Origin of the sequence: Gemmiger formicilis (assembly GCF_900167555.1) — a bacterium.
GTDB classification, from domain to species: Bacteria; Bacillota; Clostridia; order Oscillospirales; family Ruminococcaceae; genus Gemmiger; species Gemmiger formicilis.
Genome location: NZ_FUYF01000006.1, coordinates 1 through 22,354 on the forward strand (window position 1 = coordinate 1; position 22,354 = coordinate 22,354).

Genomic DNA, 22,354 nt, shown 5'->3' on the forward strand with positions numbered 1-22,354 from the left:
CTTTGCTAATGTGCGATAAAGAAGTAATAGAAGTGTAAAAAATTTTGCCGTTCCTATCCGGCACTTAGGGCTGTGTCGGATAGGTCAGGCGTTAGGCTTCCGGCAAGTCTATCTTGCCGACAAAGCTGTAATAAATCTCAATGTCCTGCCTGCGGGTGCCGTTCTCGTCATAGCTGCACTCATGCACGACGATTTTCTCAATCATTTCCCGCAAGAGGGTGGGGGTCAATTCTTCAAAAGCAAGGTGCTTTCTCACAATCCCCATGAATTTCTCGGCGTTGACGGTGGCGGCCTGCGACTTGGAAAGTTCCTCCTGCAAAGCGGCAGCCCGGTCTTTCAGTTCCCGCTGCTCCTGCTCATAGTCCGCCGACAGCTCCATGAAACGCTCGTCGCTGATTTTGCCGCTTACATTGTCCTCATACAGCCGCTTGATAATGCGGTTCACTTCGGCAATGCGTGTCTGGGCCTGTTCAAGCTGCTTCGTGGCTGCGGCGGTCTTTCTCTTGCCGCCGATTTCGTTCTGCTGGATGAGCAGCTTTACAAAGCGGCTCTCATGCCTGGCGGCGTATTCCGTCACTTGCCGGAGATTGGAAAGCACGCCCGCCGTCAAAAGGTCGGTGCGGATAAAGTGTGCCGTACAGTCACGGGTACGCTTCTTGTAGCTGCCGCAGATATAACAGTCCTGCTTGCGGTTCTTGTTCTGATACCGCTGCTGATACAGCACATGGCCGCAGTCGGCGCAGAACAGCATACCAGAGAACAGCCCCACTTCATCATAGCGGTTCGGGCGTTTTCGCTGCTTGCGTAACTCCTGCACACGCTCCCATGTTTCCGTGTCGATAATCGGCTCATGGTGATTTGGGAAGATAGCCTGCTTCTCGATGGGGTTCTCAACGCTGTGCTTGACCTTGTAAGAGGGCTTCTCCGTCTTGAAGTTTACCAGACAGCCAGTGTACTCCCGGTTTTCCAGCAGATGGACGACGGTGTTTGTCGCCCACTTGCACTCATAGCCGGGGTGGTAGCGTCGGGTGCTGCCCGTCCTGCGGTATTCCAGCGTCCCCGGCGTGGGGATTTGCTGCTCCGTCAGCATACGGGCAATCTTGGTCGGGCCATTTCCCGCAAGGCAAAGCTGGTAAATCTGCCGGACAACCGGGGCGGCTTCCTCGTCAACGATATAGTTCTCGTCCTTGTCCATGAGATAGCCATAGACTGGCTTGCTGGTTACAGGCTTGCCGCTCATGCCTTTTGCTTTCTTTACTGCCTTGATTTTCTTGCTCGTATCTCTCACCAGCCATTCGTTAAATAAGTTCCGCAGAGGGGTAAAATCATTGTCCATGCCGCCGTTTGCGCTGTCCACGTTGTCATTGACAGCGATAAAACGCACGCCCTTTTGAGGGAACAGCATTTCCGTGTAAAATCCCACCTGCAAGTAATTACGCCCCAGCCTGCTCATGTCCTTGACTATGACGGTGCCGACTTTCCCGGCTTCAATGTCTGCAAGCATGGCTTGAAATCCGGGCCGCTGGAAGTTCGCACCTGAGTAGCCGTCGTCGGTGTACCAGCGCAGATTGGTAAAGCCGTTCTGCTTGGCGTAGGCTTCCAAAATCCGTTTCTGGTTGGAAATGGAATTGCTCTCGCCTTGCAATTCGTCCTCATGGGACAATCTCGGATAAAGGGCGGTAATGAGGTTTTGGGTGGCTTGTCTTAACATAAAATCCTCCGTTTCCGACAGCCAGCCCCACTATTCCGTGGTTTCATTGTACCACGGAACAGGGGCGGCTGTACAGCGGTAAAAGTGATAAATCTGCTTCTTTACAGCTTGTCAAATCGCCTTTTTTTGTGTAGCAGCGGCTTCCGCTTCCAGTACCCTCGCCATCTTGTCGGCGGCGGTGCTGGTGGTGTCTTTCTTGAAAAAGCCGGACACGACAAGAACGGTATTCCCCATGCGGATTTCCGTCACGCAGTCGGGGCGGCGGGTGGTACGGTGGTCGTGCTGCTTGATATTCTCCATAGGCAATACTCCTTTCATTCAGCCAGCAGTTTCTTCATGGTTTCCATTTTCCGCTTTGCGGTTTCCTGCCGGAAGTTGACGCCAGTAAAGCGTATCGGGACGCACATGGACAGCAGTCGGTCATAAATCCGGGAATGGGCCGTGTCTGTCGGCTTTTTCAACTCGTCCAGCGGGCGGTTGGTGGTGGCGATCAGCGGCTTGTTGCTGCGGTATCGGGTATCAATCACATGGAATACCTGTTCCAGTCCATAGTCGGTGCCACGCTCCATGCCGAAGTCGTCAATGATAAGCAGCGGATAGCGGCAAAGGCGGGAAATATACTCATTCCGGCCTGTAAAGCCGGGAGAGAGGTCGCCCAGGATAACGGCGAAGTTCGTCATATATACGGGGACTTCTTTCTCCATGAGGGCGTTTGCGATACAGCCCGCAAGGTAGCTTTTCCCGTTGCCGACGTTCCCCCAGAACAGGCAGCCGATGTTTTCGGCCTGCATTTCTTCCCAATGCTCCGCATACCGCCGGGCAATCCCGGTCTGCGGGTTTCTGCCGTTGTCGTTCTCGAATGTCCATTGCTGCATGGCTGAGTCGGCAAAAGCCCTCTGTTTCAGATTTTCCACGGCTTCCACATGGCGGCGGTGTTCCTCGGCGGCCTGCCGCTGCTCACGGGCGGCTCTCTGGCAGTCGCACTCTGCCGGGTGGCGGTCACGGCCAAACAGCTCCTTACCCTCCGGGAAGTAGGCTTCTTTCGGCGTATGGCACTTTCCGCAGTAAAGCAGTCCGTCCTCGCCGATATAGTCCTCCATCTCCGGGGCGGCGGTTGTCATGTTCTCCAAAATATCTTTGATTTCACTTGTCATAAGCTTTCTCCCTCCATACAGGTATAGTCGGGGATGCCCTGTTTTACGGCTCCCTTTTTGTCATTGGCCGCCCATCTGTGCAAGGCGGCGGCATAATTCTGGTAGGCTTTCCCGCTGGCGGCAAGGTAATGGCTCATTTCCTCAATCAGCCGTTCCAGCCTGTCCGGGTATTCTGCCTGTAACTCGTCATATTCGTCCTTTGACAGAAAAATATTCTCATATCGGCCATAAGCTGTGGGCGGCTCCCCACTCGCTCTCATTGTTTGGTTCTCTATTAAGTTGTTTATATTAGTTTTGTTAGGGGTCGGTTTTCCGACCATCATAGGGTCGGTTTTCCGACCGTCATAAGGTCGCTTTTCCGACTGTATGAGGGTCGCTTTTCCGGCCATCAGTTGGTCGGAAAACCGTACCACTGGGACAGGCGGCACTTTCACATAAAGCCGATTGGGTGCGGAGAAGCCCCGCCGTTCCCGTTCTAAAAGCCCGGCTGCGTCCAGTTCTTTCAAGGCTCCCTTGATGGCGGTACAACCCTTGTCCAGCATTTCCGCTATCTCCGCAACGGGGTAGACAATGAATATCCTGCCCTCGCCGTCCTGCCAGCCGTTCTTCTGTGACAGGGTGGAGCGGTCTAATAAAAGCGCATACAGCAGCTTGGCGGTCTGTGAAATCTCCATTTTCAGCAGGAAACGGGGGTATGGAAGATAGGCGGGCAGCGTGGTGTCTGCCCTGATATAATCAGCGATAGTATCACCTCCCTCTGTGTTGTGTCGTTTTTGGGCTTTGTCACGCATTAGGACGGCATTTCCGGGGGGAAAGGATAAATGTATCGCATACCCTTTGACACCCACGAAAAAAGCCTTGATTTATGCGGGTTTGAAAGGCTCTAAAGCGTGACATTTCTGCCTTTGTTTCCGCTTTCTCTCGGCGGCTTTGCGTTTCTTCATGCACCCGGCGCAGCCGGGGCAGTATTTCCCCCGGTTGGATTTGGGGACAAAGGCCGCCCCGCAGACCGCGCAGCGTTTCCGGCTCCCCCGGTACAAGAGGGCTGCGGCCAGCTCCCCGTCAAGGGGCAGGACAGCCACACGGAACCAGCGGCACATGAGGGAATAGGAAATGCTCTGGACGCACACGCAAGGCTCCCCGTCGTCTAACAGCAGGCAGTTCCCCTCGTCGTAGTTACAGCACTCATGCACAAGGCGGCGGGCTGCCTGGTGCTGGCGGTAGTCCATGCGGGACGGCTTATCGTTCATGGCTCTGCTCCTTTCTGCGGTGCGGCTCTTCCCGGCGCAAAATCTGGTCGATGTTCCGCTTGACGGTCTGCAACTCCCTGAACCGCTGCTTCTGTTCGTGATAGGTGTTGTACAGGCCGTCTTTCTCGGAGATAAGCTGCTCGATCTCGGCCTGCAACGCTTTTCGGCCGGGCAGCTTGGTAAGCCCCTGTGCCTTGAAATACCGGGCGGCGGCTTCGGCTATGATAAAATCGCTCTCGTTTGCCTGGCGGTATGCGGCGCGGGCTTTCTCGGATTTCTGCGCTTTCAGCCCCTCGCGGATGGGCTTGGTCTTGGCATAGGCAAGTACCTGTTGCCGCAACTCCCTTTTCCCTTGCAGCTTCGTTTCCAGTGCTTTCAGTTCGCCGCTGGTCTGGCGCATTTCCTGATAGGCGGTAGCAACGGCGGCTTCAAGCTGTTCCGGGGAAGAAAAGCCGTACTGTTGGTAGATGGTCAGGGTCTTGGCGGCCTGTTTCAGATTGTGTATCTTCGCCCATCGTTCATAGCCTTTGCCCTTGCCCTCGGCCATCTTCTGCTCAATGTCCACAAGCCGCTGCACACTGTCCTGTCTGGGGTCGATTTTCCCTGTCTTTTCGCCCTGTAAGCGGCCTTTCCCGGCGTGTAGGTATTCGGGTATGGCTGCGGTCTGTTCGGCGGCTCTGGCGGCTTGGTGCTGCGGGGTGTAGCGAACCGTTACGCCCCTCTGGGCGTTCTGCTCCAAAACGGCAAGGACGGCGGTGCGGTCAAAGTCGCCGCCCAGCTTCCGGGCGGTGATAGGCTTCGTCCTGTCTGGCGTGAGGTAGGACAGCCGCCCCCGGCTCTCCTTGACGGTCACACCCTCCCGCAACAGCAGAGAGGAAAACTCGTCAAAGCTGGCAGCGGTGGCAAGGGCTTTCCGTAGGGTCTGCCGCAGCTTCTCCTTGTTCGTTTCAAACTTGGTCTGCCGGGGCGTGATACCGCCTGCAATCATGGGGGCGTTCTGCTTGTCCAGTGCGGCCTGTCCCTTTTTCTGCGCCCAATATTCCCGGTCTGTGACACGGTTCTTGCTGCCGTTCAAGAGGTCGATTTGGTAAAGTCCTTCCCGGTGGCACATCTCCATGACCTCGGACTTGAAGTAGCGTAGGGCTGCGTCGGTGCAGCGGTGCTTGCACCCGGCTTTCGTGTCCGCTGGCCTGTCCATGTAGGGCAGGAACGGCACTTCCTCTATCCGCAGGCTGTTAATGACGATATGCACATGGATGTTGCCGCTGTGGTTATGCCCGTCCGGGTGGGTGCAGACAAGGGCCTGATGGCCGGGGAAATGCTCTTTACAGAATTGCTCCCCCAACGCCTGCGCCCGGTCTACGGTCAGGCCGTTGTCCGGCCCGTCCCGTGGGTCAAAGCTGATGATATAGTGGTGGCTTTTCACATCCTCCCGCCGCTGATTTTTCTCATAGCGGAGATTGGAGCGCATACACGCAACGGCAAAATCCTCGCCGCCGCAGTTCAGCGTGGACAAGCGATAATCCTCACGGGGGATAAGCCTGCCGTTTTCATCAAGGACGGGCTTCATAGTAAATTCGTCATGCTCAAAGAGCAGGTATTGTTCGGCGGCTCCGTAGTCGGCGTTCTTAGAGCCTAAATGCTTGAGTGTTGCCAACGGCGTCACCTACTTTCTTTAGGACTTCATACTTGAGGGCGGCAAGGTCGGCGGCCGCTTCCCGCAATTCCTTTGCCATAGCCGGGTAGGGGCTATGCCACTCGTTGAGGGTGCGGGCAATCTGGTTGAGATTGCCGCCAATCCTGCCGTACTCGGCTGTGAGCTTCCCGACAGCGGAGAGCAGCTCGTCATTGACTGACGACACATGGAGTACGGGGCGTATGGTAGTGCGCCGGATGGCCTGCCGGAGAAATTCGGACTGACTGATACCATAGGGCGCAAGCCGTTCTGTGAAGTCGGCGTATTCTTCATCGGTCAGCCGGGTTTTCACAACATGGCTGCGGTGGGGGGTGTTGTATCGCTTCGGCATGGGCTGTAAACCTCCTTTCACTTATCACAAAAAATGGGCTGGTCTGTTAGCTATTTTCGGGGCATTTCCTGTCTGCCGGACAGAAATATTTTTGCGGCGTAAGCCGCATAGCAGGGTTTGGGGAAGGCACTCCCCAACAAGTTTCCCGCGAGGGGCAAAACCGCAGAATTGCGGATTTTGGCACCGTGGTAGAAACTTGCTCTAAGTAAGCCGTAGATTTCCCCTTGCACTTACTACTCGTATAGCTGCCGCCTGTTTTGGCCGGATTTCTGCAAAAATCTTACGGCGTGGGGCGATTTTTACCCGCAGTTCTTTCTTTCCGCTAAAGATACATTTCAAAGGCCGCCAGCTACCCGCTTGCCGGGAATTTTCTCAAATTTTCCTTTGCCTTAGAAATACAGAAAATGCAGATTTGGCTACCGCCGCAGAAAATTTTTTGTTTCCGGCTTCACCTACCTACTACGGATGACTTTGCGATTTTGCCAAACGGATAAAGAAAAAAGCAGCAAATCTTTTTCAGACTTACTGCTTTCGCTGGCCGCCGATGGGCGGTGGATATTCAGTTTTGAAAGTTCAGGTCAGGTTGGCCCGATGATGGATAGCACAATAAATTCCTGTTTTCCCTTTAAGGCATTGTGCATTTTTTCTATTTCTCTTGATGATTATTTTTTTCATAATCAATCAATGTACCTATAACAATTCCAATCAACATTCCGATACCTGCACAAATAGAAATAGCAAAAAGATTTTGCAAAAACGCCCATGCCAACACACCTATGCAACCACCGACAATAAATCCTGTTAATAAGCCAATAGTTAAGTATTTATTACTTTTCATATTGCTATATCTCCCCTAAAAGTATATTTGTCGTTGGTTCTATTATACTATGACCTGCTTCCTTTAGGAATAGATGAATTGTAAACTGGCTGGAGTGAAACCGCTAATGACAGCCAGTGTTTGTTCTTTGTTTATCGGTCAAAGCGAAATTTGAACAGGGCGGCAATGAGCTGTTGCTTTATATGTTCCTCAACTTCGGCGTTGACTTTCCCGTGTACTTTGGAACAGTAGCGGATATATCCGGCATAGTGGGAAAGAATGGTGTCGATTGCGTCCGGGTCGCCCTCATGGGCTTTGACGATTGTTTCATAGGGGAGAAGTTTACTCATAGTCATTTCCCTCCATGAGCCGCCTTAACCGCTGCAAGGCAAGCCGGATATGCCGCCCCGCTGTGCTGCGTGTCCGGCCAATATGTACGCCGATCACTCGCTGCGGCTGGCGCAGGAAATAGTAACGAAAAATTTCTTCCTGCGTCTGCTCCGGCAAAAGGGCAAGGGCGGCGGCAAGCTCCGCATGATACAGAACGGCGGTCTGGCCGCAGGCGGTAAAAAGATATTCTTCAAGCTACTCCGGCTCGGCAAGCTGGACAAACTTTTCACTCATCAGATAATCAAGGGAAACTTCCCGTTCCCACCTCCGGCGCAGCTTCAAGATTTTATCTATGGCTGCGTGACGAATGACTACCTTGCAAAAGGCATTGAATGTGTACTGGATATGCACCTTGTAGGCTTCATCTTCGGTCATGGAAATTCCCCCTCTCTGAATAATAGTGCGGGGCGGCAGTACTCCTTGCTGTCGCCCCTTGATTGCCTACCAGCAAAGACGGGCGGGGCTGTCAACGACGGCGCGAAGCGGCGTTCATTTTATCGTTGACTGGCTCGGCTGGGTTTGCTATTTACCCGACAAACTTGAATTTATTTTAAGCTATCACGTTTTACCTTCTTAAGCCTTACTATCATTACCATAGGAATTTCTTTGTTGGTTTTGAAACATTCTTCATAAAATCCATCAATGACAAATCCAGCTCTAAAACAAAGGTTAAAAATATCTTGTATGGAACGATGATAATAAATCTGCTCTTTCGGTTGCCCTTCAATCGCTATATCATAGTAACTGTGCGGTGTCATATATTTTTCAGTCAACGTGACAAAACAAGGGTGTTGCGTTGCAAAGACAAAAATTCCGCTTTCCTGCAACAGTTCATAAACAGCCATAAGAAGTGGTTCAATGTCCGTAATATCCATAATTGCCATATTAGAAACTGCTTTCGTAAAGGCTCGATTTCTTTTTAATTCTAATATACTTTTTCTATCGGTCGCATCCGCCACACAAAATTCAATTTGTTTTGCATATTGTGATTGCCGTCTTTTAGCCAATTCTATCATTTTTTTGCTGTAATCAAAAGCGACAACCGAAGCACCTCTTTGTGCAAGATACGAAGAATAATTTCCATTGCCACACGCAATATCCAAAATGTAATCCGCAGGATTAGGAGATAGAAGTTCCGTTACTTTGGGGCGCACTACCTCTCTGTGAAATTCATTAGATTCGTCACCCATTGCATTATCCCAAAATTGTGCGTTCTCCTCCCAGATTTTTTTACTTTCCTCTGTTCCCATGTTCTCTCCCACTCCCAAAATTTGCTTTTTTGCTTCCATTAAATCTTCCTTACTATATTCCATTGTTACCCTCCATAACTTCTGATTGTTGTCGTCTTGACTATTATGTATCTTTTCTTTCCAAAATGGTATAGGCTTTTATTTTTGTAATGCTGCAAAACTTTTCTTCTGTAAGGTATTCAAAGGATATTTCCCTTTGCCGCCGCTTGCATTAAGCCGCCGCTATTGGAAAGCCAAAAGCAGCGGCTTTTTTTACTCGGTATTACCGAAAAGTATAGAAAGCAGGATATGTCATCATTTGTCATTTCTTCTCAATGTAATAACTGCATGGCATATCAAGCCAAATACAAGAGAAAAACAGCCACCGCCAAATAGTGATGCTCCCCACCCTGCACCTGACATTGTCATAAAACCGCCAACAAAGAAAATACCAATGCCAAGAAATATACCAACACCATAAAAAAGTCCAATTGCCATATCGTACTTATTAAATTGTCGTTTCTCCTTTTTTTCATATGTTTCCATCTTTGTTATTACCTCCTTCGCAAAATCGTCCATGTTGACTCCAAAAAGAAAGCAAATTTTTTTCAACATATTTAAATCGGGTTCATTAACATCTCTCTCCCAATTCGATAGTGCCTGCCGGGTAACATTCAATTCCCCGGCTAGTTCTTCCTGTGTCATTCCCAATTGTGTTCGCAGATGACGTATTTGCTTTCCTGTTGTAATATTCGTCTGTTCCTGGTTCAAAATAGTTTCTCCTCTCTGATACTGATTTTATCAATGATATTTCGCAATAGCCAGCAATGAACGCTTGCATTGCGCAAGACGTTACATTATCTTCTGAAACATATAGCGCACCTTGTCCAGGCGGCTGTTTGGACGGCGGGGCTGGATGACTGGCTTGCCGACAGCGGCCTGATACCCTTTCAGTTCTGTAAGGCATACGCTCTGCCCGTTGGTGTAAAAGGCCAGATCAGTACGGTATGCCTGTATACAGCGGGCGGGAATCTCGCCAGTAAAGACAACTTCATCCTTTTTTACCTGGACCGTTTCGATGGTGGCACAGTATTTCGGTGCATCATGATAAGCCCTGGAAAGATATTCCCGGGGCGCATAGAGGGTGAAGGAGAGATAAGGTTCCAGCAGTTGCGTCCCTGATTCCTTCAATGCCTGTTCCAATACAATCGGGGCCAATGAGCGGAAGTCCGCCGGCGTGCTGACCGGACTGTAATAAAGCCCGTATTCAAAGCAAATCTTACAGTCCGTTACGTTCCAGCCGAACAAGCCCTGCTCCAGCCCGTAACGGATACCATCCCTGACAGCGTTTTGAAAACTCTGGTTCAAGTATCCCAGCGAAACCCGGCTCTCGTATTGTACACCGGAGCCAAGCGGGAGTGGTGTAACAGACAGTCCGATGGATGCCCAAAACGGGTTGGGCGGCACCTCGATATGGATGGTGTGGCTGGCTGCTTTGAGCGGCCGCTCCATATAAATGACGGTGGGTTCCTTTACCACTGTTTCAAGCTTGTATTTTTCCGACAGCAAAGCGGAAACAACCTCCAACTGCACCCGGCCCAAAAAAGAAAGAATGATCTCATGGGTGATGGAATCCACCTCGCAGCGCAAAAGCGGGTCAGTATCCGCAAGTTGCGTAAGAGCGTCCAGCAGCCGTTCTCTTTGCGCTGCCGTTTTCGGCGCAATCGACGTCCGCAGCATGGGGAGGGGGTCCTCACGCCACCTTTTACGAGGGAGCCGGGTTGGGTCCCCTAATACATCGTTTAACCTCACGCTGTCGCTGGGAAGGATAACAATTTCACCCGGATAAGCGGTGTCTGTCCGAACAATTTCCCCTTTGGATGGAATACGCATCTCTGTGATTTTCAGCTTTTCTCTCCCGGCCAGGGCCACCGTATCCCGCAGGCGCAGCGTTCCGCTGTATAGCCGTAGATAGACACGCCGCTGGCCGCAATCTGTATACTCCACCTTGAAAACGCTGCCGCATAGGGCGGCGCTCCCCTGTTCCCCAATCGGTTGGAACAGCCCTGTCACCGCATCCATCAACGGTTGAATGCCAAGGCCCTTTTTGGCGCTGCCATAATAGACCGGGAACAGGGAGGCGTCTTGAACCCGCCGCTGTTCCTCCCGCACAAGTTTTTCCCGGCTGATTGGTTCTCCTGCGATATACTTTTCCAATAATTTATCGTTATTTTCGATGACCGCATCCCATGCTTCTATGTCGGTATTTTCCTCCAGGACTATTTCCGGGGACAGCGACACCGTCTGCTTGATGATAATATCGGCGGAGAGCTTATCCCGAACAGACTGAACCACGCTCTGCAAATCAACGCCAGCCTGGTCGATCTTGTTGATAAAGATAACGGTGGGAATGTTCATTTTCCGCAGGGCATGGAACAGAATACGGGTCTGGGCCTGCACGCCATCTTTAGCGGAGATCACCAAGATGGCCCCATCTAAAACAGCCAAAGAGCGGTACACCTCCGCCAAAAAATCCATGTGGCCGGGCGTATCCACAATGTTGACTTTACATCTGTGCCACTGGAAGGAAGTGACTGCCGCTTGAATGGTAATCCCACGCTGCCGCTCCAAAAACATGGTGTCCGTCCTCGTTGTCCCTTTTTCGACGCTCCCCGGTTCTGAAATGGCTCCGCTGGCATATAGCAGGCTCTCCGTCAAGGTCGTCTTTCCAGCGTCTACATGGGCAAGAATTCCAATATTGATTATTTTCATGTGATTGTCCTCCCTTTACTGCCCCGAAGGGCATAAAAATCCCCAGCAGTAAAATACTTTTACCACTGGGGATGATAATTTGCGGACATACACATATACAGCATACACCTGTTTGTGAGTGCTGTTTTTGGGGATATGTCAAAATTGATAAGGCAAAAGTATTCTTAAATTGGGTACAAAAAACTAAGCCCCTACAAAAGGGACTATCATAATCCTTTGTTCCCACTATTTGATTATAGTTTTATTTAAGAATACCTTGCCGCATATTTTTTACTCCTTTTCTGGAATTGAATTATTATATCACATCAGTTTTAGGAAAACAAGTATCTAAAAGAAATTTTTCTTCCCCTTATATGTAACAATCATACCGGCTTCCTAACGTTCAGAATGGTTTCTACTGTCTGCTGCGGTGTTTGGTTGGAATTGTCCAGCCAAAAGCCGATCCGTGGTGTTGTCTGCATTTTACTAAATACAAATTCAATGTATACAGAAAGAAATATATAAGGAGTGGGAGGGATTCCGCCGTAGTCGGCATTGTAGGAAAATCCAAAAGTTTAGATTTTCTCAAAATGCTTATCTTTTGGTCTTTGGTTCGGAATAGTGTAGTGCTGGCGGTCTATCTATTGTTTTCGGTTGCTTGCTTCTTTACCGTACATGAGCATTGACACCGAGGATATAGCCGCCTACTTTGCCAGCGGCGGCGAGGCGGCTGTTTTGCTGGCCGTACTGGAGGAACACCTGCGCGAGGTCGCGCGCGGGGTCGAGGAGCTGCGCCTGCGCGCGGGCACGGACACGGGCATGTCGGTGCAGGTGCTCACGCTGCCCGCCGTGACCTGCTGCCGCCGCCTGTGCGAGGGACACACCATTGCCGAAAAGTACAACGCCATGTATGATTTTTACGGCGAGTGTGTGCGGCGGGGGTACCGCCTGTCTGACGAGCCGATTTTCACCGTCTCGCAGCGGCAGGATTTTTTGAACGGCTATATCACGGACGAGCCGTATCCGTTTTGGGTGTGCGTGCCCGTGCGCCCCGAAAAAGCCCCGAAGGAGGCGGTGACGCTGCCTGCCTGCCGCGCCCTGTCGGTGCTGTATTACGGCAGCTACGCGGGCGCGGACGAGGCGTTTTTGCGTCTGGGCCGCGAGGTGAAGGAGCGCGGCCTGACACCCGCCGGTGATCCGCGTGTGCTGGGCATCGTTGCGCCCTACACCGGGCGCGAGATCGAAACCAAACGGTATTGCTCCCGCCTGGTGCTGCCGGTGGAGGGTGAAGCCGAAGCGTCTTTTCCCGTGTAATAAAAAGTGAACCCCGGAAGGCCGCTTTTACGCACCTTGACGCAATTCTGGGACGAAACAACTGAAATATTGCACAACCCGCACAACGCAAAAATGCGCTGTGCGGGCGTTTTTTGATTTAGAACCGGTTAATATAATTATACAATGTCTATTCGTCCCAAATGCTGCCCGAATCCCGTGCGGTAAATGTGGCGGTTACATGGGAGGAAAGCTGTTGTTCTTACCCGGGGAGGTCTTGCAGACGGTTTGATTGGGAGATGTACCTCAGAGGGGTAAAGCTGGTTCGGTATGCAGATGACATTGTGGTGTTTGCCAAAAGCAAACGCGCAGCAGAGCGTCTGTTGGAATCCTGCCGGAAGTATCTGGAAGGCAGGTTGAAGCTGAAAATGAACACGGAAAAGAGTAAGGTGACCAGCATCTTTGCACAGAAGAATTTCAAGTTTCTTGGATTCTGTCTGGGTAAGAACGGAAACGGCATCTTTATCCGTGCGCACCGAAAGTCTCTTGACAAAGCGAAGAAAACGCTGAAGCTTCTTACAAAGCGAAACCGCGGGCGCAATGTCCGCAGAGTGATGCAGGAAGTAAAAGTGTTTATCCGCGGTTGGATTGGCTATTTTTGAGTAGCCGATATGAAGCGGACGCTGATGTCTTGGGATGAATGGATGCGGCGCAGATTCCGAATGTATATCTGGAAGCAGTGGAAGAAGCCCAAAACAAAGGTGGCCAATTTGAGAAAACTGGGCATCCTGGCTGACAAGGCTTACCAGTGGGGCAATTCCAGACTGGGCTATTGGCGTATTGCCGGGAGTCCGGTGCTTCAGCATTCCATTTCAAACGAAAAACTCGCAGCAGCGGGATACTTTAGTATCCTCAACTACTTCGAGTCCTTGCACTTATGCGGTTGAACCGCCGTGTACCGGTCGGTACGCACGGTGGTGTGAGAGGTCGGCTCTTTAGTTAAGAGAGCCTCCTACTCGATTATCGCAGGGAAAGAAGAGTGGCAGTCTGTGCAGGAGCTTATAGAACATCGGGATAGTATCAACCGCCAGCTGGCCCTGCACTGCGTGCCGATGAGCGACGCCGTGCAGCGCAAAGCCAAAGCATCCGTATGCGGGTGACAGAATTGTAAAGGCGTGAGCAAGATGGATCAAATTGTAGTCGATTTGGGGCTTTCCGTACATGAGCGGTGGGAACTGCACAAAAATCATATCGCGCCCCTGCCGGGCAATGATGGCGGCAAGCGTCTCTGCGTCGTGACCGGCATCCACGGCGATGAGCTGGAAGGGCAGTATGTGGCGTTCCTTTTAAATCAGGAGCTGCAGCGGCACCCCGAATACCTGCGCGGCATCGTCGATATTTACCCGGCCATGAATCCGCTGGGCATCAACACGATCCAGCGCGGCGTGCCGCTGTTCGATCTGGACATGAACCGCATATTCCCCGGTTATATGCAGGGCGAGACGACCCAGCGCATTGCGGGGGCGCTTTTTGATGCGGTCAAGGGTTACCGCTACGGCATCCATTTTGCCAGCTTTTATCTGCCGGGTGACTTTGTGCCCCACGTGCGCATTATGGATACCGGCTACCAGACCTCGTCACTGGGCAATCTGTTCGGGCTGCCTTATGTTGTCATGCGCACGCCAAAGCCCATCGACACCACGACCCTGAATTATAACTGGCAGATCTGGGAGTCAAACGCATTCAGCATCTATACAAGGGAAACGGCGCATATAGACGAGGAAAGCGCGGCGCAGGCCGTCAGTGCCGTGCTGCGGTATCTGAGCCGCGTCGGCGTGGTGAAATACACCTGCCACAGCGGGTATCTCTCCACGGTCATCAACGAGAACGACCTTGCCACGGTGCTGACCCAGGCGGGCGGTATTTTCCGCGCCCTGCGCGTACCGGGGCAGGAGGTGGAATACGGCGATACGATTGGCGAGATCCTTGACCCGTTTAGCATCAAACCGCTAAACAAAAGTCACTCATTACCCGTTATTCTATTTCTTATAGCTAACACACATACTACCAGACCAATTGGAAATCCAATACCTGCAAGGACACCTGCTTGTAAGTTATCTCCTGCAATCTGAGACACATTACCTATAATTGAAGGACCGACAGAACCACCCAAATCTCCGGCTAATGCAAGAAGTGCGAACATAGCAGTACCACCTCTTGGGATTACTTTTGAAGAAATACTAATGGATCTTGGCCACATAATACCAACAGAAAATCCACAAACAGCACATCCAATAAGTCCCATGACAGAAATACTTGCCAGAGCCGCTAACAAATAACAGCACAAACAAAGTATGCCTGATGCAATCATAAAAATAGACAAATCAACCTTCTCACCAAATTTTCCATATAGCATTCGACTAATACCCATACATACAGCAAAGCCACAAGGTCCTGCCAGATCCCCCACCTTAATGCTGATTCCGCAAACGCTGAAGCCCACTGAGACATTGCTATTTCAGATGAACCTGCACAAACCATCAATACGATAAATATCCAAAAAAACTTTGAACCCAGTAACTGTCTCATTGTCATGCTCTCACCTTCTTCCAAGAGGTTTTCAATAGGACAAGTTATAAAATTGTATATGTTATAAAGTGGTATCAAAGACAAAAGTAATGTAAGTGTTTTCCAGTTTTCCAGTCCAAAGCATGTAAAGAAAAGTGTTGAAACAAGAATAACTCCCACAAAACCCCCAACAATAAAGTGAATGGAGAAGACTCATCATTGATTCTTTATTCTCAAACGGACATGCTTCGATAATCGGACTTGCCAATACTTCTGTCAAACCGCTTCCTATCGCATATACGATAACACAGATAATAATACCTATAAACGGAGATGGCATATTATCCGGCAGTATTGCCAAAGATGCAAGTCCTAATCCACTGGTTACCTCTGCTGCAATAATACAAGGTCTATATCCTATTTTATCAACTATCTTTGCACAAATAAAGTCCACAATCAGCTGTGTGAAATAGAACGTCGTTGAGATGAGTGCCAAGTTTCCATAAGATATTTTATATTTTTCGACCCGACAAGTTTTTGGCTTGCCGGGCTTTTTCTTTCGGGTAGGCTTATTTATTTGAAAGGCGTATTGTATGGTAAAAGTGATTGACGTCCCGGTAAGCAGAGCCATGCCGTATTAATGTATGAATACACATATTCTTTGTTACCCCTCGCTGTATCACCCGATACAGCGGTATTTTTATTGTCAAAAAAGGAGTTGTTGCAATGTCTAACGAAAACAAAATCCGTATTCTGTATGTTCAGCCGGGCAAATATCCGGAAGAACGGTTCGTTTCCAACGAACTGCATCCCCTTCAGCAACTTGTCGGCGGGTATATGCAAGCCGTATACCCGTGGTCAAAGGACAAGGTGGCGCTTGTCTGCAACGATTCGGGCAAGGTGGACGGTCTGCCGCTGAACCGTTACATTGAGGACTACGATGTAATCGCGGGCAATTTCTTTATCTGCGGTTTTTCCGTGGAGGAATTTTGCAGCCTGACCGACAAACAGTTCCGCTACTACGAAAAGCTGTTTCGTGACCCGGAGCTGTTCTTACCGACCCCCATTGGGATTATGCCGATGAAATGCACCCCTGACCAGTATAAACGCCTGATGCAGGAGCGCAACACCGCCAACCGTGGGGAGCGCTGAATATGGAGTATAAGCGCAAGCGCCTGATGCGCGCGGCATTGCAAAAAGCTGAAGCCAAGCGAAAGCAGACGGCGCAGCAGGCGGAATCGGCAGCAGATACCGAGCAGCAGACGCCGGAAGAATACGCCCAGTCGGTTGTTTCCGAAAAAACCGCACAGGCGGCAGAGAATGTGCAAAGCAAGGCGCTGGACACAGGACGAATCAGCTACCGTCAGTTCCGAATTTTGCAGGAAAAGCGCCAGCGTATGCCAACCACACACGCCGCCCAGCCCGCTGAAACGGAAAATGCTCCTTTGGCGCAGAGCGCCGACCAGCGAGAAGCATTCAAGCGTCAGCGCTTTCGGCAAAAGGCGCTGGATAAGCGGGAGATCAAAACGCCCGATTCCTACCGTGACAAAATGCAGGCGCTGAAACGCCAACACCTCACGCGCGAAACGATGCGCCGCCATTTGGGAAAGCAGGCGGGCGGCACGGTGCTTGGCAGCGGCGTCAGACTGCCCGATACTGTCCCTGTCTTTTCCGGCGGCATCAGACAAGCCGCGCTTGGCAGAGTTCGCACGGTGTTACAAGCTGCGTGGCTGCGGCTGAAAGCGATACTGACGCGCACGATACGCCGCGTAGCCGGTTCGCTGCTGGCGCTGCTTGGCGCAGGCGGCGTGGTGCTGTTGCTGGCGATGGTCATTGGCGCAGCCGCAGCGGTGATCGGCTCACCGATGGACATCTTGTTTGCCGATGAATCCGGCGACCCGAACAGAATCCGCCTTGCCGAAATCGTTGCCGAAACCAACACCGACTTCGGCACGGCCATCAATGACATTGTGTTGGCGCATCCGGAATGCAGCGAAACCACGATGGAATACGACTACGAGGACGGTCACACTTGGGCGAGCTACTGGCCCGAAGTGCTGGCCGTCTTTGCCGTGCAGAACATCCTGAACAACGACGGCGATGTGGTCGTCATAGACGAAGGCAAAAAGCAGTTGATTCAGGACACCTTTTGGGCAATGCACGAAATAAGCGCCGAGGTGGAGGAAGTAACCGCCACTCCGGAACCGACCGAGGACGAACCCGACCCGGAGCCTGCCACGGAGTACATTCTGCACATCGCGGTCAGCAGCAAATCGGTGGACGCGCTGGCAGATTTGTACCGCTTTACGCAAGACCAGCGGGACATTTTGCACCAGCTGCTTTCCGAGGAAATGCGTCCCAGCCTGCTTGCCCTGTGCGGTGGGATTGCCGCTGCCGATGGTGCGCTGTGCTGGCCTCTGCCGGGTCACACCTATATATCCTGCCACTTCGGGGGAGTGGACGCCTTCGGCAACGCCGGGCATCGCGGCACAGACATTCCCGCGCCGGAGGGCACACCCATCTTGGCTGCCCACAGCGGTACGGTGCTGGTCAGCGGCTGGAACAACAGCTACGGCAACCAAGTTTTGCTGGACAACGGCGCGGGCTTGTCCACGCGGTACGCCCACATGACGCAAACTGCCGTTACCGCAGGGGAAGCGGTAACGGCAGGGCAGGTTATAGGTTATGTAGGCAGTACCGGTGACAGCACAGGTTTCCACCTGCATTTTGAGGTGATGCACAATGGTGTGCGTGTGAATCCTATGGATATGGTTTCCGTGCGCTGATATAGGCCGGTACCAATTTTTTTACTTGCGATTGTCTTTCCTGCGCAGTACGAAAATTGCCGCCAGCGCGGAGCCGCTGACAATCAGCAGCGCAAACCACAATGCGGGGTTGGCGGTGTCGCCGGTGCGCGGAATCGGGGAAACAGGCTGCACCGTTGGCTGAACAGTCGGCTGGGGCTGCGCCGTCTGCTGGGGCTGTGCTGTGGGCTGCGGAGTCGTCGTTTCAGTCGGCTGCGGGGTTGCCGTTTCAGTCGGCTTTGCCTTGACGGTGAATTTAGCCGTTGCCGTACCGTGTTGAGAAACGATTGCAAGCGTATGCTCGCCCACGGAAAGCGCTGCAACAAAATCACGGTTCAGCGTGATGATGGTGCTGCCCTCTCTCTTCGTATAGTTCTTTTCCTCCAGCGTAGCGCCATCAAGCTCTACACGAATAAAATCAGCAAAGGATGCGTTAGAAGTGAAGGTCAGTTCATTTTTCTCGCCCTGTGTGACCGCTGCACCATCCCCGGCTGTGATTTGCGGGGGCAGCTTTGCCGTCACGGTGTCAGCTTTGGTGATTTCCGTTTTTGCCGCAGCATCGGAGAAATACCTCTTGCAGTCATCGCAGTACCAATACGCAATGTTGCCTTCCTCTGCAGCGGTAGCGGCCTTTGCGTCAATGTGTTTCAGGTCGGTGTGGTTGTTCGGGTCAAGGCTGCCATAGCTTTTTCCGCAAATCTCACAGACCGCCTTAGCTATGCAGGTCGCCGTGCCGCCGGAGTGGTCGCTGATTTTCTTGTTGCAGTAGTCGCAGATGTGATTGTTATCTGCATCCTTGTGTTCGGAAATGGTCTTGCCGCAAATATCGCAGATATGGTTTTTATCTGTATCATCATGCAGGCACACATATCCGCACTCACTGCACACGCCGTCTGTCCACTTGTGATTTTCACTCTGCACAGTTATTACACCGCAGCAGCTCCATTTTTTCTCGTGGGTTTTGGCTGTCTGTGTCCACTGTTCCGTGCCGGTATGATTGGCGGGGTCGGTTTCGCCGTAAGACTGGCCGCAATGGGTGCAAACGGCTTTTTCGGTGCAGGTGGCAGTGCCGCCGGAGTGCTCCGCATAGCCGTATTTCCCCGAATTATCCGTCACATCGCAGTTTTTGTTGGCACATTCATGCCAGTGATGCGTTGCATCGGATGTCCAATCGGATTTCCAGCTGTGGCCGGTGGCATTGATCGAATCCGTCTTTGTCGCGCCGCATTTGGTGCAGGTATATGTCTTTTCGCCCGCCTTTGTGCAGGTAGACGCTGTTGTTACCGTGCCGCTGTCCCAAGTATGAGAGCTTACGTCCTTCTTTTCATCGCAACGGGAACACTGCTTCCAGTGCTCGTTATCATCATGTGTCCAACTGGTAGTAAAATCATGCCCCAGAACATTGCCATATTCCGCACCGCAAACTGTGCATTTTGCTTTTTCGGTGCAGGTGGCCGGGGTGATGGTGCAGGCTTTCGTCTCCGCAACGCCGCAGGCACAGCTGCGGCTGTGGGTGCCGTCGCCATTCGGTGTCCACGCACTCCAAGTGTGCTCATGAGTATCGCCCTGTCCCTTGAACACCGGCAGGGTCATTTTTGCCGCAGCCACATACTGGCAGCTGTCCCATGGAGAATCGTTGCGGCCGGCCTTGAGCAGCGTCAGCACCGTGCCGTCAGCAAACTGCGCGGCGGTTTTAGCTGCGGGATCTGTGTCCGTATTGCTCAGATAGTAGCAGTTGGTGGGGTTGTTAATGTAGTAGCCTGCGATGTTATCAATATATTCGCCACCAGTGATTTCGCCGACATTATAGCAGTTGAAAATATTTCCGGTAAGATAGAATCCGCAGATACCACCAGTGTCGCTACCGCCGGTGATGTTGCCGATGTTATAGCAATCGCGGATTATTGTCGAAGAACTTGAATTGGGGACCCATCCGACAATTCCACCGACTCTGGCATCTTTGCCTGTGTAGGAGATTGTGCAGAGGCTGGCGCAGTTCTCGATGGTTTCTCTCTCGGCACAGCCCGCAATGCCGCCGCACCACCCATAGTCAACAGTACATGACACCGAGCCTGCCACCGTCAGTTTCCGGATGGAACCGTCTTTTACGCAACCGAACAGACCGGCGCGCTTGAAATCGCCGGTTATGCTCAGATTCCTGACGGTGTATCCCTGCCCGTCAAAGGCACCGGTATAGGCACTGTCTGTGTCCGGACCGATGGGCGTCCACGGTTCGTTATTCAAATCAATATCCGCTGTCAGCACAGCGCACGCGCCACGGTTCGGCGTCTGGCCGTTGGAGCCGTTGACAATATCCCGGAACCGCTTTAACTGGGCGGCGGTGCTGATCTGATAGGGGTCGCTCTCCGTGCCGCTGCCGGTCATCGGGGTGTTAAATGTGCCGCCGGTGATGGTACCGTTGCCGGAGACTGTGCTGTTAAAAACGCCGCCGGTGATGGTACCGTTGTTGATGACCTCGCCGTTGAATGTGCCTTTTTCGATGGTGCTGTCGGGGGTAACGGTCACTTTGCCATTGAACACAGTCCCGCCGAGGCCTGTAATGGTACAGGGACCGTCGTATTTATCTTTATCTCCCAGCACGACGTCGCCGTTAACCGAGCCACCGTTGGCGTAAAGTTTCCCCCAGTCATTAGGATACATCAGAGAGCCGGTGATGTATAGTCCGCTTCCGTTTACCGCAGCACATTGGAAAATTTGCGCGTTGCCCTCCAAGGTGATCTGCCTCATGCAATCGGCGCTCACGCCGCCGCCATAGGTTTCGCCGGGGGTGACGGAATTATCCGCCTTGCAGTTTTGAATCACGGCGTTGCCCGACAGGGTGAACTTCGTATTGTTTGTGAGATAGACACCCCCGCCGTTTGAAGATTTGGAAGAGTTGGAGATTGCCTGACAGTATTCGATTTTTGCCTCACCAGACATCTCAAAGCTGCTGCTGCTGTTGACATATATGCCTCCGCCGTAAATAGATTGGGTCGCGCTTTCGACGGTGCAGCTGCGAATGACCGCCTGACCTGACATTTTGAACGTGCCGGAAGCACGAACACCGCCGCCGATGTCGGAGGCGACACAGCCGATGATGCTGCCGCCGGACATAGAGAACGGACTCTGGTTTGACTCCGAATCAACATATACACCGCCGCCGCACTCCGCGGAGCAGCCGATAATATTGCCGCCGGACATAGAGAACTGACCCTGTTTGCCGTCTCGCTCCGACTCAATACATATGCCGCCGCCGAACTCCGCGGAGCAGCCGACAATATTGCCGCCGGTCATGGTCAGCTGCCCGCCGGGTGCGATATACACACCGCCGCCATAATATGCGTCGTAGACATATTTGCCGCTGCCGAACTGAATCGGTTTCCCCGTGCCGCCGGTGATGACGCCGCCGTTGACGGTCTCTGTGCCGCTTGCCTCGTCCAGCACCCACAGGCCGTTGGTGTCGGGCGTGAACTTGTGTACTGCGGTGGTGTTGCTGTCGGTCAGCGTCAGATTGACGCCGTCCTTGACCACAATCACGCTGCCCTCGTTTGTGCTCTTATATTTGAGCACATGACCGTTTAAGTCCAGCGTCACGGTGCGGGTGACGGTCAGGAAACTGCTGATGCTAATGTCCCCTGCCAGCTTGACTGTGTTGACACTAGAATCAGCAATCGCCGCAGTCAGCTCATCCGCGGTGCGGACGTCTCTTACCGTTTCGCCCGCGGCGGGTGTCACGCCCTCGCCGCTCAACGCCGTCAAGGCCGCCTCCGGCTGGGGGTCGGACACTTCTCCCTCCGGCTGGGCTGCCGCATCGTCTGCGGGCTGGGCGTACTTTGCACAGTTCTCCGGCAAAGCGCCCTCCGCGCCGCAGACGGGACAGCTTTCATTCATGCTTTCCGCCGTGCAGGCTGTTTCACAGCTGCACACGGGCGGATTGTCTGCGCTATCCTCCGGCTGGGCTGCCGCATCGTCTGCGGGCTGGGCGCACTTTGCACAGTTCTCCGGCAAAGCCCCCTCCGCGCCGCAGATGGGACAATCTGCGTTCATTGCTTCTGCCGTGCAGGCCGTTTCACAGCTGCAAACAGGCGGGGTTTCCGTGCGGTCCTCTGCAAAAGCCGCTGTTGGCATAAGGCACAGCAGCATACACAGGGCAAGCAGGGTGCTTACGATTTGCTTTTTCATCTTGTCTCCTTCGTTCTTTGCTGTCCGCTGACAGCACCACACTAATTATATAAATTATGGGGTGAAATGCTCGAATTGTCAAGTGCTTTTTTCGGGAGAATATATCGTAAAGCCGAAGATAAGCGCGCTGCACGACCTCTTCAAAAGGACCAAATTTCATACTTTGGAATGATTTACTTTTCCCCTTCGGATGATATAA

At 52.3% G+C, this 22,354-nt stretch carries 19 protein-coding genes and 1 pseudogene; 6 read left to right on the forward strand and 14 right to left on the reverse strand.

Going from position 1 to position 22,354, the window contains the following annotated elements:
• Positions 1-91: 91 nt before the first annotated feature.
• From B5D32_RS06670 to B5D32_RS06710, 9 genes are all read right to left on the reverse strand, one after another.
• Positions 92-1,711 (reverse strand): recombinase family protein, encoded by a 1,620-nt coding sequence (locus tag B5D32_RS06670; RefSeq protein ID WP_000945966.1) that lies wholly within the window; start codon positions 1,709-1,711, stop codon positions 92-94.
• A gap of 111 nt (positions 1,712-1,822) precedes the next feature.
• On the reverse strand, positions 1,823-2,011 hold the full coding sequence (locus B5D32_RS06675; protein WP_000427739.1) for a transposon-encoded TnpW family protein: 189 nt from the start codon (positions 2,009-2,011) through the stop codon (positions 1,823-1,825).
• A 14-nt stretch (positions 2,012-2,025) separates the two neighbouring features.
• Entirely contained in the window at positions 2,026-2,865 is an 840-nt protein-coding gene (locus B5D32_RS06680; RefSeq protein WP_000200031.1) for an ATP-binding protein, read from the reverse strand.
• A complete protein-coding gene (locus B5D32_RS06685; protein ID WP_001205019.1) occupies positions 2,862-3,656 on the reverse strand; it encodes a replication initiator protein A in 795 nt (264 codons plus the stop codon). The genes B5D32_RS06680 and B5D32_RS06685 overlap by 4 nt, the downstream gene beginning before the upstream one ends.
• Before the next feature lie 72 nt (positions 3,657-3,728).
• The gene (locus B5D32_RS06690) at positions 3,729-4,115 is read right to left on the reverse strand and encodes a cysteine-rich VLP domain-containing protein (protein WP_000998386.1); all 387 of its coding nucleotides are present in this window, start codon (positions 4,113-4,115) and stop codon (positions 3,729-3,731) included.
• The gene (locus B5D32_RS06695) at positions 4,105-5,772 is read right to left on the reverse strand and encodes a relaxase/mobilization nuclease domain-containing protein (RefSeq protein ID WP_009249723.1); all 1,668 of its coding nucleotides are present in this window, start codon (positions 5,770-5,772) and stop codon (positions 4,105-4,107) included. Before B5D32_RS06695 ends, B5D32_RS06690 begins: the two co-directional genes overlap by 11 nt.
• Positions 5,744-6,142, reverse strand: coding sequence for a plasmid mobilization protein (locus tag B5D32_RS06700; protein WP_001126628.1), 399 nt, complete (start codon positions 6,140-6,142; stop codon positions 5,744-5,746). The genes B5D32_RS06695 and B5D32_RS06700 overlap by 29 nt, the downstream gene beginning before the upstream one ends.
• Positions 6,143-6,788: 646 nt before the next feature.
• Positions 6,789-6,980 carry a hypothetical protein gene (locus B5D32_RS15490; RefSeq protein ID WP_000841357.1) on the reverse strand — a complete coding sequence of 64 codons (192 nt, stop codon included), beginning with the start codon at positions 6,978-6,980 and terminating at the stop codon, positions 6,789-6,791.
• Between the two features lie 131 nt (positions 6,981-7,111).
• On the reverse strand, positions 7,112-7,309 hold the full coding sequence (locus B5D32_RS06710) for a helix-turn-helix domain-containing protein (protein WP_001909500.1): 198 nt from the start codon (positions 7,307-7,309) through the stop codon (positions 7,112-7,114).
• Between the two features lie 82 nt (positions 7,310-7,391).
• Between B5D32_RS06710 and B5D32_RS15790 the strand changes: the two genes are divergently transcribed.
• Positions 7,392-7,853 carry a hypothetical protein gene (locus B5D32_RS15790; RefSeq protein ID WP_021659603.1) on the forward strand — a complete coding sequence of 154 codons (462 nt, stop codon included), beginning with the start codon at positions 7,392-7,394 and terminating at the stop codon, positions 7,851-7,853.
• 41 nt (positions 7,854-7,894) lie between these two features.
• Here B5D32_RS15790 and B5D32_RS06720 read toward each other — a convergent pair whose 3' ends face one another.
• The 3 genes from B5D32_RS06720 to tet(W) form a co-directional block, all read right to left on the reverse strand.
• A complete protein-coding gene (locus tag B5D32_RS06720; RefSeq protein WP_000456787.1) occupies positions 7,895-8,662 on the reverse strand; it encodes a class I SAM-dependent methyltransferase in 768 nt (255 codons plus the stop codon).
• A gap of 231 nt (positions 8,663-8,893) precedes the next feature.
• Entirely contained in the window at positions 8,894-9,349 is a 456-nt protein-coding gene (locus B5D32_RS06725) for an XRE family transcriptional regulator (RefSeq protein WP_001071126.1), read from the reverse strand.
• 81 nt (positions 9,350-9,430) lie between these two features.
• Positions 9,431-11,350: a tetracycline resistance ribosomal protection protein Tet(W) gene (gene tet(W) / locus B5D32_RS06730; RefSeq protein WP_000691721.1), complete on the reverse strand. Its 1,920-nt coding sequence runs from the start codon at positions 11,348-11,350 to the stop codon at positions 9,431-9,433.
• A gap of 654 nt (positions 11,351-12,004) precedes the next feature.
• Here tet(W) and B5D32_RS06735 point away from each other — a divergent pair.
• The 3 genes and pseudogenes from B5D32_RS06735 (at position 12,005) to B5D32_RS06745 (ending at position 14,733) form a co-directional block, all read left to right on the forward strand.
• The gene (locus tag B5D32_RS06735) at positions 12,005-12,643 is read left to right on the forward strand and encodes a GyrI-like domain-containing protein (protein ID WP_143402693.1); all 639 of its coding nucleotides are present in this window, start codon (positions 12,005-12,007) and stop codon (positions 12,641-12,643) included.
• Between the two features lie 257 nt (positions 12,644-12,900).
• A pseudogene (locus B5D32_RS15705) lies at positions 12,901-13,548 on the forward strand (group II intron maturase-specific domain-containing protein).
• Between the two features lie 237 nt (positions 13,549-13,785).
• Complete coding sequence (locus B5D32_RS06745) at positions 13,786-14,733, forward strand: M14 family metallopeptidase (protein WP_078784309.1); 948 nt, start codon at positions 13,786-13,788, stop codon at positions 14,731-14,733.
• Between the two features lie 518 nt (positions 14,734-15,251).
• Here B5D32_RS06745 and B5D32_RS15710 read toward each other — a convergent pair.
• The gene (locus B5D32_RS15710; protein WP_143402694.1) at positions 15,252-15,800 is read right to left on the reverse strand and encodes an MFS transporter; all 549 of its coding nucleotides are present in this window, start codon (positions 15,798-15,800) and stop codon (positions 15,252-15,254) included.
• A 95-nt stretch (positions 15,801-15,895) separates the two neighbouring features.
• Between B5D32_RS15710 and B5D32_RS06750 the strand changes: the two genes are divergently transcribed.
• On the forward strand, positions 15,896-16,321 hold the full coding sequence (locus B5D32_RS06750; RefSeq protein WP_078784310.1) for a DUF3846 domain-containing protein: 426 nt from the start codon (positions 15,896-15,898) through the stop codon (positions 16,319-16,321).
• Positions 16,322-16,323: 2 nt separating this feature from the next.
• Positions 16,324-17,955 carry a M23 family metallopeptidase gene (locus B5D32_RS15670; RefSeq protein WP_078784311.1) on the forward strand — a complete coding sequence of 544 codons (1,632 nt, stop codon included), beginning with the start codon at positions 16,324-16,326 and terminating at the stop codon, positions 17,953-17,955.
• A 21-nt stretch (positions 17,956-17,976) separates the two neighbouring features.
• Here B5D32_RS15670 and B5D32_RS06760 read toward each other — a convergent pair whose 3' ends face one another.
• Entirely contained in the window at positions 17,977-22,155 is a 4,179-nt protein-coding gene (locus B5D32_RS06760; protein WP_078784312.1) for a pectate lyase-like adhesive domain-containing protein, read from the reverse strand.
• Positions 22,156-22,354 lie beyond the last annotated feature (199 nt).

Excerpts from the sequence above, each read along its gene's own strand:
- B5D32_RS15670 (WP_078784311.1), top strand. The coding sequence starts at position 16,324 with ATGGAGTATAAGCGCAAGCGCCTGATGCGCGCGGCATTGCAAAAAGCT.
- B5D32_RS06690 (WP_000998386.1), bottom strand. The coding sequence starts at position 4,115 with ATGAACGATAAGCCGTCCCGCATGGACTACCGCCAGCACCAGGCAGCC.
- B5D32_RS15790 (WP_021659603.1), top strand. The coding sequence starts at position 7,392 with ATGTACGCCGATCACTCGCTGCGGCTGGCGCAGGAAATAGTAACGAAA.
- B5D32_RS15710 (WP_143402694.1), bottom strand. The coding sequence starts at position 15,800 with ATGGCTCTGCTTACCGGGACGTCAATCACTTTTACCATACAATACGCC.
- B5D32_RS06710 (WP_001909500.1), bottom strand. The coding sequence starts at position 7,309 with ATGAGTAAACTTCTCCCCTATGAAACAATCGTCAAAGCCCATGAGGGC.
- B5D32_RS06675 (WP_000427739.1), bottom strand. The coding sequence starts at position 2,011 with ATGGAGAATATCAAGCAGCACGACCACCGTACCACCCGCCGCCCCGAC.
- B5D32_RS06750 (WP_078784310.1), top strand. The coding sequence starts at position 15,896 with ATGTCTAACGAAAACAAAATCCGTATTCTGTATGTTCAGCCGGGCAAA.
- B5D32_RS06670 (WP_000945966.1), bottom strand. The coding sequence starts at position 1,711 with ATGTTAAGACAAGCCACCCAAAACCTCATTACCGCCCTTTATCCGAGA.
- B5D32_RS06760 (WP_078784312.1), bottom strand. The coding sequence starts at position 22,155 with ATGAAAAAGCAAATCGTAAGCACCCTGCTTGCCCTGTGTATGCTGCTG.
- B5D32_RS06745 (WP_078784309.1), top strand. The coding sequence starts at position 13,786 with ATGGATCAAATTGTAGTCGATTTGGGGCTTTCCGTACATGAGCGGTGG.
- B5D32_RS06700 (WP_001126628.1), bottom strand. The coding sequence starts at position 6,142 with ATGCCGAAGCGATACAACACCCCCCACCGCAGCCATGTTGTGAAAACC.
- B5D32_RS06680 (WP_000200031.1), bottom strand. The coding sequence starts at position 2,865 with ATGACAAGTGAAATCAAAGATATTTTGGAGAACATGACAACCGCCGCC.
- B5D32_RS15490 (WP_000841357.1), bottom strand. The coding sequence starts at position 6,980 with ATGAAAAGTAATAAATACTTAACTATTGGCTTATTAACAGGATTTATT.
- B5D32_RS06735 (WP_143402693.1), top strand. The coding sequence starts at position 12,005 with ATGAGCATTGACACCGAGGATATAGCCGCCTACTTTGCCAGCGGCGGC.
- B5D32_RS06685 (WP_001205019.1), bottom strand. The coding sequence starts at position 3,656 with ATGCGTGACAAAGCCCAAAAACGACACAACACAGAGGGAGGTGATACT.
- B5D32_RS06720 (WP_000456787.1), bottom strand. The coding sequence starts at position 8,662 with ATGGAATATAGTAAGGAAGATTTAATGGAAGCAAAAAAGCAAATTTTG.